Origin of the sequence: Pseudorhodoplanes sinuspersici, assembly GCF_002119765.1 — a bacterium.
GTDB lineage: Bacteria > Pseudomonadota > Alphaproteobacteria > Rhizobiales > Xanthobacteraceae > Pseudorhodoplanes > Pseudorhodoplanes sinuspersici.
In genome coordinates this window covers 306857-319809 of record NZ_CP021112.1, presented here as the reverse complement: position 1 = coordinate 319809, position 12953 = coordinate 306857, and the positions used below count along the sequence as shown (strand labels likewise).

The following is a 12953-nucleotide window of genomic DNA, read 5'->3' as shown; positions in this document are numbered from 1 at the left end:
CCGCACAGCAGGCAGCTGGCGTATTATTGCCTGCGAGACGATGTCAGCCAGATCAAAGCCAGGAAGCCGGCCGCCGCTGAGACGATCGAAGCGCCCATGACGCCAAGCTTGACGGAGTCCAGAAGGGCGGAGTCGAAAGCCAGTTCGGCAATGAACAACGCCATGGTGAAACCGATGCCGGTCAACAGGCTCCCGGCCGCTAACAGGCTCCACGGCAGCTCGTCCGGAAGGAGTCCTACGCGCAGCTTCACGGCCAGGACGCTGAACAGCACGACCCCGACGGGCTTGCCGACGACGAAGGCAGCGAAGATGGCCGTGATAAGAGTGTGGTCGAAACTCGCCGCCGCTATCGGGACGCTCGCGTTCGCGAGGGCGAAGAGCGGCATGATCATGAACGCCACCCAGGGATGGAGAGCGAATTCAAGGCGTTCGATCGGGGACAAGGCCTCGCGGGCAGCAACGCCGGCCTGACGGAGGTCGCGGCGCGCCGCCTTGTCGCCGCTCCAGTGGTCACCGGGAGGATAGGCGATCACCCGGTCAAATATGGCATGTAGACGCCTGTCGCTCACCCAGCTTCGCGCCGGGGTCATCAATCCGAGAATCACGCCCGCAAGTGTCGCGTGGATGCCCGATGCGTCGAGCGCCAGCCAGATGCCGCCGCCGACGGCGAAATAGACGGGAATGCTGCGGATGCCCAGCCGCGCGATCCCGGCCACGACGGCAAGCCCGAGACTAACCAGGCCGATCGCGATCCAGTTCAAGCTTCCGCCATAGCCGATCGCGACGACCAGAATGGCGCCGATGTCGTCGAAGATCGCGAGAGAGAGCAGGAACAGCCGCAAGCTCTGCGGAACGCGAGACCCCAGGATAGCGAGGCACCCGATGACGAAGGCGGTATCGGTGGACATGACGGTGCCCCAGCCGCTCGCTCCCGGCCCGCCGCCGACCAGCAGCAGAAACAGCCCAGCCGGTACCACCATTCCCCCAAGAGCGGCGGCCACGGGCAGCACGGCCATCCGCGGATTGCGCAACTCTCCCAGCACCAGCTCGCGCTTCAACTCGAGGGCGATGACGAAAAAAAAGAGCGTCATCAGCCCATCGTTGATCCAATGTTTCAGCGAACGGGAGAATTCCAATTCGCCAAGGGTGAATCCCGCGGGCATTTCCCAGAAGGCGAGGAATTGTACGGACCATGTCGTATTGGAGATAAGAAGCGCGAGGAGCGCGCTGAGCAACAGGACGATGCCGGCCATCGCCTCGATGCGCAGAAACCGTATAAACGGTCTCGCAACCCGGTCTGCCGGCTCGCTAGGAAGTTGCGCGAGTCCGTCACTCATTCCACAAACTTTCGTTCTATCTGCCGGCGGCAATTGCCAAACGTCCGACTCTGGTCGGATACCAGCCGGGGAGATAGGTGCGCGCGTCGCCGCAGCGCCTACCGGGCGCCGGAAGCGCCCTTGTGATCATGCAGGAAGCGCGCGATTCGAGAGCTCAGTTCTGCGGGATCATAGGCTTTGTCGGCAGTCGCTCGCTGAAAGATGATCCGCTGAATATCGGTCGGCAGATCATGCCACGCTCCAACCAAGGCGGCGCCGAGAGATTCCAAAAGGCGGCGCTCCGTCTCCGGCAAGCCGCCCACATCGTAGCGCAAGGGCGACGGCACGGCTGGCGCCCCGCCTTCGTCGTCCCAACGGCCGAGATCTTTAGTCATCTGGTTTGCGGCTTTCGCGCGTTGCGACTGCTTCTTCGCCATTGCGGTACTATCGACAGGTTTCAGTGCAAATTCAGCCAGCGCAAAACACGTCCCTAACCGGTGTGCGAAACGGCGCGGATGGTCGCGTCCTCCGGGAAATGCTGATCAACCGCTCCAAAGTCGAAGGCGGGCGCATTGGCAAGTTGTGCTTCTGTAAGGTCAGTCATGATCCTCCCCTCGCTGCCAACCTTGATTTGATTAACCGGCACGGCAACCAGTTTCCGCCCGATCCCAAGGAAGCCACCAAGGGAAAGGATAAATGCTGTCGACGTGGCGTGATCAAGCTCAACCAAAACATCTTTGATTTGGCCTATGGTCGCGTCGCCCTTGTAGACATCGCTGCCGATCAACTTGCTGGCCCTCGCGCTCCCGGCCAAGGCGGCATCGTCGATACCTGCGATCGGCGTCGTCGGTGGGTTTTCATGATCCGAACGGATTTTCCGAGAATCGGTATCTAGGGTGTTGTTGGTTATAATTTCCGTCATGATCCCCTCCTGGGAACTATGTAATGAGGCGCGAGGCAACAGTGCTTCGCAAAGTCTCGCGATCCTTCGATCGCTGGTGAAGTCTCCAACGTATTGAGCTATTGGGTCATTAACCCTGCATTCGCGGAGCTTGAAATCACCTGCCGAACCAGCGTCCACGGCCGTACCAACCGCCGCCGCCAAGTAGCAGAAGGACAACTACAATGATGAGAAGAGTGGTGATATCCATGATAATTATGTCCTTGTGGCATTGCCTTTACGCATTTCCTGCGCCGTGTGATGCACTCCAACCTTAACCAACGTTCGGCACACCTCTTCGTTCCATCGCTCAGCGCACGGGCGAGTCACGGCTCCCCAACCGCACGATTCACCAGAAATCAAAGCGCGATGCGGCGAGGAGACAGATGCCATCTCGCGAAACGAGACAAGCTTGTGCCGGCCCTCATCCCAAAGAACCTTGCGGACACAGCGAAGGCCCTGGAACAGTGTCAGCCGCCCGACGGCAGCAAGCTGCGGATGATCCCGCAACACCTGTGGCAGCCGATAATAGGGAATCCGGCTGCACAAGTGATAGACGTGGTGCACGCCGATATTGGCGGTAAACCAGCGCAGGACGATTGGCAGGTCAGCGAGCTGCCGTGCAGCCCGGCTTCGTGAAAATTCCAACCCTCGTCATGGGCCAGAATGTATCCTCGAACTGGCGCTGGACATACCAATCGAGGCGGAGATAAGCGTGATCGGCAACTGCACAAGCAGGAATGGACCAACGCCAGCCAGCCAGATCAGCGCTGCAACCAGGACCGCGATTGCAAGATTCGTCGCCATCGCGCTTAGCCACGGCTGCCAGCCACTGCGCATCAGTCCCATCGGCAGCCGATGCCGAAAGATAAACAGATACGCCGGCCCAACGCCGAACATAACGATCGGATGCCGGTACAAGCGGTATAAGAGCCAACGTCTTGGGCAGCGCCAGGAACTCGCGCACGGTCAGTGTATCGATGTCGCCGATTCCACGCCGATCGAGATTGCCCGAGCCTGCATGGTGCAAGCGTGGGCGCGCCGCCAGAAATCGTGCGGCGTCAATGTCAGTACGCCGATGACTCGTCCGACCCAGTCGTTCACGAGACGATGCCTCGCTTGCAGAACGGCGATCTGTATAAAATAACTCAGCAACGTGCGAAAATTTCAGGTCAACATCAAGATTGCGCCGCCGACCCGGCATCGAAGATGCTCCCGCATTCCTAGACGCCGAGCACGACTTTTTAGCTCTCTTCGGCATCATAGATGGCTACTTTGACGATTGGGTGCGCCGCCTTGATCGAAGCCGCGGCTTTCTCGGCGTCGACAAGCGTTGAGTACGATGCTTTTGTTTGTCGATCGACTTGAAGCCTGAACCGCCTCTCAGTTGGGTGGCCTTGATCCTTGGAAGGAACGGCTTTCGGGCTGGTACTCTTCGGCATATTGATGGTCGTCATACGCGAATTCTCCTTGTTCCTCATTGAAGTTGCCGGACCGGCGTCGAGCCGCAGCGACTTGGGCACGCAGGACGCGAGCGTCGCCGCGGTGATCGAGTCGCCGGTCGCGAACAGTGTCATGTCGTGGCCTAGCGCTACCAGTTCCAAGGTCAGGTAGGAAACGATGCGCTCGGTTCCGCCATAGAGGCGTGGAGGTACGCTTTCGACGAGGGGCGCGATCGGCGCGATTTTCATTTTGTGCTTCAGTCACCCCGAATGTTCAACTCTCTGCTAGGCCTTAACGTTCCAGCCTCTTGCCGAATGTCTCGGATATTGATCCGGTTGCCCCGTGCCCCTTCGCACCCGGTGCTGACAAGCAAACATCAAGAAGAGAGGGCTCAGCGGCGCGGCTGCAATGTTAGTAATTTCGAACGGACGGTTGTCTTAGTACGGGATCAAGGCCTGTCGCCATCCGGCAATACAGGATCGGTCACCGGTCGTTCGTTCTCGTGCTGCCTGGTGGCATCAGCAGCACGGGGAGATCATGTCCGAAGTCGCTTTCGAACTGCTCGTTCAAACGCGTAGTCCCAAGAAGCCCGCAATGAGGACAATCACGACCACGACGCCGATAATGTAGAAAATGTTCATTGGCGCTCCGATTACAGCGTGCGCGCGCCTTCAACATTGAAGGCACTGCGATGATCAAGCTTACCAGCCGAACGAAGCGGAATCTGATCCATATTGCTCAAGGTAGGGCATTCAGCCGTACTTGCTGCACGTGCCGAAAGATACGAAATGGCCTATGGAACAAGCTGCTTGATCAGACCGCAATCAGCGGTGCCTCCTATTTCCCTTTGAGCGTGTCCTTGAGCCCGCCGATGGAGTCCTGGACCTTGCCCGCCTGTCCCTCCGACTCTAGCTTAGCATCACCGACTACCTTGCCGACCGCCTGCTTGAGAGCGCCTTTGACCTGCTTCGCCGACCCGGCCGTTCGGTCCTTATCCATGATTTCCTCCGTCAATGTTGGGTCAAGTCCCAAGGCAGTAGACGCAGATTGCGCGGAGAAAGACTCCAATCATTTCCTGCTGTCAACTGACCCAAGGCAAACCCACTAAGACTTGTGCCCTTGATCGTCAGTGGCAAGGATGGCGCAAGCCGTCGAAGCCGAGATAGGTCCCCGAGGCCACGTCATAGGACCTGAAACGCTGCAGACAGTAGGCACGCCATTTGCCGGTTTGGCTAACACTGCGTTCACGGCCGCACGCCGTGACATGATTAAGATTCCGACGAAAATCGTTTCAGTTCTAGTTCTTGGAAGTTGAAAATTTGCGAAATTAGCTCCGTTCTCGGTCACGTTAGACGCGGCCATTGATTTCCAATCCAGACGGGAGTGGGAGGGCTGCCGCTTGCTGTTTCCCGCGGTCCTCAAGTCAATCGTTCATGCCGGTAGCCTGCGCCTGCGCGGGCCGGATTCATGAATATGGCGATGGTAAGCGACCCTACTGTACAATCTGCCTCGGCGCTCGGCATCTTGACTACTTGCTTGCCCTGAATCCCGAGCTGTCGATTGGCGAAGCCTACATGGATGGCTTGCTGGCTGTCGAAGAGGGTACGCTATTCGACTTTCTCGAAATCGCTGCCAGGAATTACGGCAACTCGGAACAGGTCGCCTGGTTCTCGCTGTTGTCGCGCGCGACGCGGCGCGGGTTTACCCGAGATCGGCACGTCGCCCATCACTATGATCTATCGGGCCCCGTCGGGGCTGATTTCGATCCTGCGCACCTCATGAGGACCCCAGGCCATCCCCAAATGCGCTGAGGCCCGCGTGGAAGCAGTGCGCCGTCATTTGGCTCGACAACAATCGTGTTTGGTGACGTGGACCACACGGAACCAGGCTCTCGACGCCGTTTACATCAACGCGATCGTCGTAGAGCGTCTTGGGAAGTAGCTCTCTGAGTGTGCCTGCTCCAGGCGAATCTCAGTGAACCACTTGACCGAGTTCGTGGCGTAATAGCCAGGCACGACCAGCCTGAGAGGTGCGCCATGGGCTTCGCGCAGCGGTTGCCCGTTGAGCTCGAACGCCAGCAAGACCTCATCGGCTATCGCTTTGGCCAACGGCAGGTCTTTCACATAGGTTTGGCAGTGCGTCGCGGTCGGCGCATAGATCCCACCATCGGCGCAGCGGGCCCAGACGAACCGCCGCGCGGACCGATGCCCGCGGCCAGAAGAACTAGATTCAGCCGCACTCCCGCCCATCGGACATTGGCAACCCGACGGACAGGGGTCCTAGGTTTGAACGGGTGGCCTGCACACTCGTGGACGGCGACCAGTTCCGTCCTAGGCATGGATTCAATGTCCGCCAGCGTCAGCTCGAGCGGCCTGTCAACCAGCCCGCCGATCGACCAGACGCCAGGACGGCACGTCCATAGCCGGCACATCGGCGAGACGCAGAACGTCCCGAAGCTCGCCACTTCCGCCGGCGTCATCAGCGGCATCATCAGCGGCATCATCAGCGCCACGGGTGAGCCCGGACGTCCGCCGGTGATGCCCGGCGTGTCGCTCGCCGACACGAACGCGGGCATATCAAAGCGCGGGAATACGCACTTGCGCAGCCTGCTCGTCCATGGCGCCAGAGCGGTCGTGCGGACGGCTCCTAACAAGACCGATCATAACAATCAGTGGGTCAATCAGCTTCGGCAACGGCGCGGGTTCAACCGCGCAACGGTTGCGGTTGCCAACAAGAACGCACGGATTATCTGGGCCGTGCTTCGAACGGGAGAGCCGTACCGCGCCGTATTCTGAAGGCCTACCCCAAAGTTTGCGAGACGACGGAAAAATGAGACGCATCGAGGCCTTTGAGGCCTACCACTTGTAGAGGCTGGTGTGAGAGGGTTCCCCATTTGGGCGCCCCGATCTATCGGGTGATGCCGGATAGATGTTTGCAACGGGCCAGGCGGATCAGTTCAAAGTCGACTTGCAACGGGAGAGCCGTCCATAGATGATCAAGGCCGCCGGAGCCAGGCTCTGGTATCTGCCGTCTTACTCACCAGATCTCAATCCGATGGAGCAGACCTTTGCCAAGATCACGCACGGGATGCGCGCAGACCAGAAGCGCACCATCAAGGATGTCTGGCGTCACGTTGGCGAACTCCTCGCAACGATCGGCCAAACGATGACAACTACTTCGCAAATGCAGGATATGCTACTATCAAACCGTGAACCGCTCTAGAGAAGCTCTCCGCTACGTGGATTGCCTCGGACCAAAAGCGGTTGTTCGCTGTCAACCTGTCAACCGTGTCAACTCACTTTTGCCAAACCTCCGCTGGCGAAATCTCGGGCTGCCGCGCAGTCGCAAGGGGAGGGGCCAGGGAAGGACCCGAGTGTCCGATATTTCCGCTTTGCACCAGCAGCAGACATTCGGTAGCGAAGACAGCGCGCCGCGAAAAAGGAGCTCCGGTCGCCGCCGATTGGGGCAGGGTTACTTTTCGAATCCTGCACCTAGGCGGGTGTTCTCTCAAACCATAATCTGTTTGGAGTTTTAGAGACGGGCAGGCCTAGTAGCGTGCGGATAATAGTCGAATTGCGACGGCCTTTTCGGGCAGTTGGAACTAGTAAGTTGAACGTCCCCCGGAAAGATCGAACACGGCGCCGGTACTGAACGAGCATTCCGCCGAGCTCAGCCATGCGACCAAAGAGGCAATCTCTTCTGGAAGACCAAACCGCCCAAGCGGAATTTTTGACAGCATGAAGTCAATGTGCTGCTGAGGCAACTGAGCGAAGAGCGGAGTCCTGACCGCTGCTGGGGTAATGCAGTTAACCCGAATGTCGGTGTCGGCAAGCTCTTTTCCAAGCGATTTCGTCAGCGCGATAATGGCGGCCTTGCTTGCGCTATAGCCTGACGCATTCGGATTGCCGTCCTTTCCGGCGACGGAGGCGATATTGACCACGCGGCCGTATCCATCCTTTCGCATGTGCGGAATGATAGTCCGTGAGCAATAGAATGTGCCATTGACGTTGATCGCAAAGACGCGCGCCCATTCGTCCACGGGATAGTCCCAGACCTTGGCGGTTGCGCCTGTAATCCCGGCGTTGTTGATCAGGATATCGATCGACCGGTGCTTTTCGAGCGTTTTCCGCGCAGCGTCTTCGACTGCGCTTAGATCGCTGACATCGACCTTGTATCTCGTCGCACGTTCAAGTGGTTTAGGGAGCGCCTTCAACGCATCGGCATCGTAGTCCCAGATGATGCATTGCGCGCCCGACTGCGCCATCCGCTCCGCTATCGCGAGACCAAGGCCGGACGCGCCTCCGGTGATAACGGCGACGCGTCCTTCGAGATCAATTTTGTTCATTGGCGGTTCTGACCGGTGTTAGCATGCGAATGCAACCTGCAAGGGCACGAAGCCTTGGATTTCGACTGAATAGACGTCGCCCGCGGCAGCCGGCGTCATCGGGCTGAGCGCGCCGGACAAGACGATATCGCCCGCTCCGACAGGCCTACCGAGCGAGGCCATCTTCCGGGCCAGCCATAACGTCGCGTTGAAGGGATGTCCGAGGCACGCTGCGCCGACACCGAGTGAAACCGGCAGGGCGTTCCGGGACATCACGACCCCACCAAGTTTGAGATCGACATCCGTCACCTTGCGCGGGCTGGTCCCGAGAACGTATCCCCCTGCGGAAGCATTATCGGCAATCGTGTCGAACAACTTGATGTTCCAGTTCTCGATGGCGGTGTCCACGATCTCGATGGCCGGTAGCGCGTAGGCAATGGCCGAAATCAGTTCCGGAAGCGTAGCATCCGGATTGTCAATCGCTCGATCCATCACGAACGCGACTTCCGCTTCCATGCGCGGCTGCATCAGCCGGCGCATGCTCACGGTCGCACGGTCTTCGAAGGCATAATCGGCCCACAGGATACCGAAGTCCGGCTCATTGACTCCGAACTGTTCCTGCACAGCTTTGGAGGTCAGACCGATCTTGCGCCCGACCATGTGCCGGCCCTGCTTGATCCACCGGTTGGTGTTGTAGTCCTGGACCTTCTGCGCCGTCTCGATTGAATCGACCCTGAACGTCTCGCGTAGCGGCTTGATCTGCTTCAAGCTGTTTCGGGCCTCAAAGACGGCATCGGCAATCTGGGTAATAGTCTCGGTCGTTGTCATGTTCGCTATCTTCCAGCCATCATGGCATATGTCGCGGGCGGCACACCCTTACGCCGCGCCTGACCTTAACGTTGACAAGGAGCAACTAAGGTTCCGTCAGAAACTCAAGATGGATTCTGTTGAAGAGATCGTGGTTCTCGAATTGCGGCCAGTGACCGCATCCATTCATCACCACGTACCTCGCACCGGGAATCAGCTCCGCGATCTTCTGGCCTTCCTCCGGCGTTGCCGTAGGGTCATGCGATGTCCACAGCACAAGCGTCCTGGCACGGATCACGTGGCTCTGCTCGGCCGAGAACATGTTGCGCCTGCGTATCGTCATGTCCTGCAGACAAAGGATACGCTCCATCGTATCGCGAAATCCGGGTTGAGAGTAAATCGCACGGCGCGTCTCGACGAGGTCGTCATTGACCTTGGTCTTGTCGTGCATGAGGAATTCAAGGCGGCTGCGGATGCGCTCAGGGCTTGGATCGTTGACCGCTTCCATGGACAGCCGTTTGATCCGTTCCATGACCTCCGGATGCGCAGTCCAGCCGCCTGCGGTGTTCAGCACCATGCGGTCGACAGCCTGCGGATGATGAATGGCGATATGCGCCGCCACCCATCCGCCCAGCGACTCGCCAGAGAGGTGCGCCTTGTCGCGCTTCAAGACTTTCATAACCTTCAGCACATGATCTGCGTAGTCCTTGATCTCGTAATCAATGGCGGGCTTGTCGCTCCATCCATGACCGACGAAATCGAGTGCGACCGTCCAGAACTGTTCGCCATGGGCGGCGAGATTGCGGCTATAGGCTTCGGCATGACCGCCCGTGCCGTGCAGCAACAGCAGCAGCGGTTTGTCCGGCGTTCCAGACGATAGATAGCGCGTTCTGATGCCATCTGCGTCCAGATAACCCTGAGCAAAGGAAGCACGTGTCAGGTCCGACCAGATCGACGAGTAAGCAGCGTCCGTCATGAGGTATCTTCGTTCGATTGCGCGTGATGATGATGGCCGGGAGATCAGGCCGCCCGGGCCGTCAGGATGCCCATTCCGGTGATCCACTCGTTGATCGCCTCATAGAAGAGCACGTCCGCCCGATAATCCGGACCGAGCGCAGCCAGCGCGGCGAACCAGGAGCGGATCTCGTGCGCACCGCGCCCGCCGGTTGCCGTGATGTCCTCATCGGCGATTTCGTCGAGCTGCGCCAGGTCACCTGCGGCAAACGCATCGAGCATTTTCCGGTCCCATTCGGGATTGAGCGGAAGCAGACCGGACGTCCCCGCTCCCAGTTGGTAGCCCAATTGATGCGCCCTGATCTGCCGCGCCATCCTCTGGGCATGTTCCAGCGCGCCGCCATCGATAAGATGCGCGCGGACTTCAGGCGTCGCGGTGGCAAGTGCGGGGACCGGCGGATCATGAGACAACCCACCGGACGCCACGATCAGCACCCGTTCCGGGCATGACCGCGCCCACGCCCCGACCGCGCTGCCAAGCGCGTGCACCCGCGCGAAGGTCGGCCGCGGCGCCGCGGCACAGTTGATGAAAACGGGAATGAGGCGCGAAATATCCCTGCCGTTGGATAAGAGCTCCACCGGCTGCACCGCACCGTGATCGACATTCATCCTATACGACAGCGCAGCGTCTACGCCTTGCGCCAGGACGCTCGAGACGCAGCTCATCGCCAGAGCTTCGGGAATATCGAGCTTGCCGGCGACGGTACCGTAATCGCCGATTGAATATCCCTCCACGCCGATGCAGAAGGCCGGCAGGAGATTGTAGAAGAAGCCGTTGACGTGATCGGGATAGAAAACGATCGTCAATGTCGGTTCGAGCGATGCGACAAAATCGGTCGCCTGTTTCAGTGCAATGTTGAATCGCTGTTCTGTGTCCGTTGGGGCGCGATTGCGATCGAGCAGCGGACTATGAGACATGCAAACCGCGCCGACGATCATTTACGTTCCTCCTTGTTGCCCTGCATTGCTCCTCTTGAATTGCGGGAGCTTGACCTTGCTTTGGTTGTGCGAACCTAAGCCACAGCAAGATACGGCGAGGATGGGAATTCCCTGGCGAGTGACAATCGGCAATGCTATAGTGTTCGCATTGCGAACAGCATCCAGCGGTGCAGGCATGTCGAGCGCATATAGGGACGTTAAATCGCTGGTTCGCGGACTGCAGATTCTGGAGTCGCTCGGACAGAAGGGCTCGATGAAGGTCAGCGCACTCGCGGAATCGACCGATATCGACCGCACAAGCACTTACCGGCTTGTCAGCACGCTTGAGAGCATGGGGTATGTGCTGCGTCGCGGCGAGGACGGAGCAGTTTCTCTGACCTCAAAGATGGCGAATATCGCCGACGGGTTCCGCGACGACGATCTGATCGCACAGGCGATTACGCCTTACATTCACGAGCTCACCCACATCGTATTGTGGCCGAGCGATTTCGCGACATTCAGCGAGGGTGCCGTCACCGTCCAAGTGACGACGCACAAGCTTAGCCCGATGTCGGTCCATCGCGCGGTTGTTGGCCGGCATCACTCGCTGTTTCGTTCGGCGCTGGGCCGCGCCATGCTCAGTGTTATGAGTCAGAAAGAAATCGATACCGCTTCGGTGGTCGCGCAGCTCGAGGCGCCGAATTCCCAGTACATCTGGGACAAAAAAACGATCCGAAAGCTGATCGGCGATGTACGCAAGGCTGGCTATGCATCATCCGTGGGAGAAAGCGAAATCAACATTAGCGCCATTGCCTTGCCCCTGCGGGTCGGCCGGGTCGTGGGGGCTGTAAATATTGTCTTCTTTCGCAGCGCAATGACGCCGCAGATCGCTGCGGACAGATACCTCGAGCCGCTGAAAGCCTGCGTCCGGAGAGTCAAGAAAGCGCTTTCGGCGTAGCAAACTGCCCCGCCTCCTTTTTCATTCGTAGCCTGATCCGGGCTGTTCGCATTGCGAACAAAGGTCAGATCAAAATTGCCAAGACGGCAATTCTGACGTGCCGTATCGCAACGAAACAAAGAGCGCGACCGAGCGCCGGTTCGTTGCAAGGGAGGATATTCCATGACTCTTGGCATCAGGATGTCGCGGCGAATTGCAATTGCCACGATTGCCGCATTGACGTGCGTAAATGTAACCGACGCGTCCGCTCAGACCCAAATCACGCTGAAGTTCGCAAACTTTGTCGGCCCGAACTCGTTTCTGACGACCGGAATCTTCAGGCCGTGGTTCAAGCAGATCGAGGATGAGGCCGGCGGCGCCGTCAAGATCGACTTCCTGTCTGGTGGATCGGCCGCGAAGCCGAATGAAGTCATCGACGCGGTGCGGACGAGTGTCGTTGATATCGGCTGGAGCGGAACGTCATACAATCCGGGACGCTTCAACGCGGCTGGCGTCACTGAATTGCCACAGGTCATCCGTGCGCCGGCCGAAGGATCCGCCGGAATGGCCGCGCTGCATGAGAAGGGCCTGCTCGATGGCTTCGACGGCGTCAAGATTCTGGGCGTATCCACGACCGACATCATGCGCTTGCATCACGCGCAGGACGTGAAAGGCCTTGCCGACTTCAAGGGCGCCAAGGTGCGCGCGGCGGGCGCTGTGTTGTCGACCATGGTCCAACGCATTGGCGCAGCACCGATGAACATCCCGATCACCTCGCTCGCCGAGAGCCTCGCCAAGAAGGTCGTCGACGGCACGGCGGCGGACTGGTTCTCGATGGAGGGCTTCCGCCTCATCGAGGTCACGAAGACACATATCGATCTCCCGATGGGAGCGACCGGCATCTACCTCGTGATGAACCAGGCCAAATACGATCAGCTGCCGCCCAAGGTGAAGGCCGCGTTCGACAAATACAGCGTGCGTGACTTCGCCATGTTCTGGGGCAACCGGTTGGAGAAAGAAAGCAACCGGGTGCGCCAGGTCGTCGCCAGCTCCGCCGGCCATAAGCTCATCGAGCCGAGTGCCGAGGACAGCGCGAAGTGGCAGGAGATCAGCAAGCAGGTGATCGACAACTGGGTGAGGAACACCAAGAACGGCGCGGCTGTCTTGGAAGCCTTTCAGGGCGGCGTGAAAGCCGCTTCCGCGGCGAAGTAACCGACGAATCGCCGCGCCATGTGATGCGCCGTCAAGAGACGG

General features: G+C 59.1%; 11 protein-coding genes and 6 pseudogenes. 5 read left to right on the top strand and 12 right to left on the bottom strand.

Translation table 11 applies throughout. The features are described from left to right. Positions 1-23: 23 nt before the first annotated feature. The 7 genes and pseudogenes from nhaA to CAK95_RS01515 all read right to left on the bottom strand — a co-directional run. Complete coding sequence (nhaA, locus tag CAK95_RS01545) at positions 24-1337, bottom strand: Na+/H+ antiporter NhaA (RefSeq protein ID WP_086086226.1); 1314 nt, start codon at positions 1335-1337, stop codon at positions 24-26. 98 nt (positions 1338-1435) lie between these two features. Beyond that, positions 1436-1753, bottom strand: coding sequence for a hypothetical protein (locus CAK95_RS01540; protein ID WP_086086225.1), 318 nt, complete (start codon positions 1751-1753; stop codon positions 1436-1438). 53 nt (positions 1754-1806) lie between these two features. Beyond that, entirely contained in the window at positions 1807-2238 is a 432-nt protein-coding gene (locus CAK95_RS01535; RefSeq protein WP_086086224.1) for a PRC-barrel domain-containing protein, read from the bottom strand. A 405-nt stretch (positions 2239-2643) separates the two neighbouring features. Then, positions 2644-3372: pseudogene (locus CAK95_RS01530) on the bottom strand (fatty acid desaturase); the annotation flags it as partial. A 383-nt stretch (positions 3373-3755) separates the two neighbouring features. Further along, positions 3756-3947 (bottom strand): annotated as a pseudogene (locus tag CAK95_RS01525) (glycosyltransferase family 4 protein); the annotation flags it as partial. A 589-nt stretch (positions 3948-4536) separates the two neighbouring features. Beyond that, the gene (locus CAK95_RS01520) at positions 4537-4698 is read right to left on the bottom strand and encodes a CsbD family protein (RefSeq protein WP_086086223.1); all 162 of its coding nucleotides are present in this window, start codon (positions 4696-4698) and stop codon (positions 4537-4539) included. Between the two features lie 127 nt (positions 4699-4825). Continuing rightward, positions 4826-4912, bottom strand: a pseudogene (locus tag CAK95_RS01515) (BA14K family protein); the annotation flags it as partial. 319 nt (positions 4913-5231) lie between these two features. Between CAK95_RS01515 and CAK95_RS01510 the strand changes: the two are divergent. Continuing rightward, the gene (locus CAK95_RS01510) at positions 5232-5510 is read left to right on the top strand and encodes a hypothetical protein (RefSeq protein ID WP_147413706.1); all 279 of its coding nucleotides are present in this window, start codon (positions 5232-5234) and stop codon (positions 5508-5510) included. A 90-nt stretch (positions 5511-5600) separates the two neighbouring features. Here the strand turns inward: CAK95_RS01510 and CAK95_RS01505 are convergent. Then, positions 5601-6037: pseudogene (locus CAK95_RS01505) on the bottom strand (molybdopterin-dependent oxidoreductase). A gap of 235 nt (positions 6038-6272) precedes the next feature. Between CAK95_RS01505 and CAK95_RS29765 the strand changes: the two are divergent. Further along, a pseudogene (locus CAK95_RS29765) lies at positions 6273-6494 on the top strand (IS110 family RNA-guided transposase); the annotation flags it as partial. Positions 6495-6693: 199 nt separating this feature from the next. Then, positions 6694-6911: pseudogene (locus CAK95_RS01490) on the top strand (transposase); the annotation flags it as partial. Positions 6912-7300: 389 nt separating this feature from the next. Here CAK95_RS01490 and CAK95_RS01485 read toward each other — a convergent pair. The 4 genes from CAK95_RS01485 to CAK95_RS01470 form a co-directional block, all read right to left on the bottom strand. Beyond that, positions 7301-8044: an SDR family NAD(P)-dependent oxidoreductase gene (locus tag CAK95_RS01485; protein WP_086086219.1), complete on the bottom strand. Its 744-nt coding sequence runs from the start codon at positions 8042-8044 to the stop codon at positions 7301-7303. Between the two features lie 18 nt (positions 8045-8062). Next, positions 8063-8851 (bottom strand): 2-keto-4-pentenoate hydratase, encoded by a 789-nt coding sequence (locus CAK95_RS01480; RefSeq protein WP_086086218.1) that lies wholly within the window; start codon positions 8849-8851, stop codon positions 8063-8065. Positions 8852-8936: 85 nt separating this feature from the next. Next, complete coding sequence (locus CAK95_RS01475; protein ID WP_086086217.1) at positions 8937-9806, bottom strand: alpha/beta fold hydrolase; 870 nt, start codon at positions 9804-9806, stop codon at positions 8937-8939. A 44-nt stretch (positions 9807-9850) separates the two neighbouring features. Continuing rightward, positions 9851-10762: a 3-carboxyethylcatechol 2,3-dioxygenase gene (locus tag CAK95_RS01470; RefSeq protein WP_157699492.1), complete on the bottom strand. Its 912-nt coding sequence runs from the start codon at positions 10760-10762 to the stop codon at positions 9851-9853. Here CAK95_RS01470 and CAK95_RS01465 point away from each other — a divergent pair. Together CAK95_RS01465 and CAK95_RS01460 are read left to right on the top strand one after the other, a co-directional pair. Next, entirely contained in the window at positions 10761-11720 is a 960-nt protein-coding gene (locus CAK95_RS01465) for an IclR family transcriptional regulator domain-containing protein (protein ID WP_120265438.1), read from the top strand. The two genes, CAK95_RS01470 and CAK95_RS01465, sit on opposite strands and share 2 nt — an antisense overlap. Positions 11721-11882: 162 nt before the next feature. Beyond that, a complete protein-coding gene (locus CAK95_RS01460) occupies positions 11883-12911 on the top strand; it encodes a TRAP transporter substrate-binding protein (RefSeq protein ID WP_086086215.1) in 1029 nt (342 codons plus the stop codon). Positions 12912-12953: the final 42 nt, after the last annotated feature.

Coding starts and splice junctions, on each gene's coding strand:
- nhaA (WP_086086226.1), bottom strand. CDS start 1,337: ATGAGTGACGGACTCGCGCAACTTCCTAGCGAGCCGGCAGACCGGGTT.
- CAK95_RS01540 (WP_086086225.1), bottom strand. CDS start 1,753: ATGGCGAAGAAGCAGTCGCAACGCGCGAAAGCCGCAAACCAGATGACT.
- CAK95_RS01535 (WP_086086224.1), bottom strand. CDS start 2,238: ATGACGGAAATTATAACCAACAACACCCTAGATACCGATTCTCGGAAA.
- CAK95_RS01520 (WP_086086223.1), bottom strand. CDS start 4,698: ATGGATAAGGACCGAACGGCCGGGTCGGCGAAGCAGGTCAAAGGCGCT.
- CAK95_RS01485 (WP_086086219.1), bottom strand. CDS start 8,044: ATGAACAAAATTGATCTCGAAGGACGCGTCGCCGTTATCACCGGAGGC.
- CAK95_RS01480 (WP_086086218.1), bottom strand. CDS start 8,851: ATGACAACGACCGAGACTATTACCCAGATTGCCGATGCCGTCTTTGAG.
- CAK95_RS01475 (WP_086086217.1), bottom strand. CDS start 9,806: ATGACGGACGCTGCTTACTCGTCGATCTGGTCGGACCTGACACGTGCT.
- CAK95_RS01465 (WP_120265438.1), top strand. CDS start 10,761: ATGCAAACCGCGCCGACGATCATTTACGTTCCTCCTTGTTGCCCTGCA.
- CAK95_RS01470 (WP_157699492.1), bottom strand. CDS start 10,762: ATGTCTCATAGTCCGCTGCTCGATCGCAATCGCGCCCCAACGGACACA.
- CAK95_RS01460 (WP_086086215.1), top strand. CDS start 11,883: ATGACTCTTGGCATCAGGATGTCGCGGCGAATTGCAATTGCCACGATT.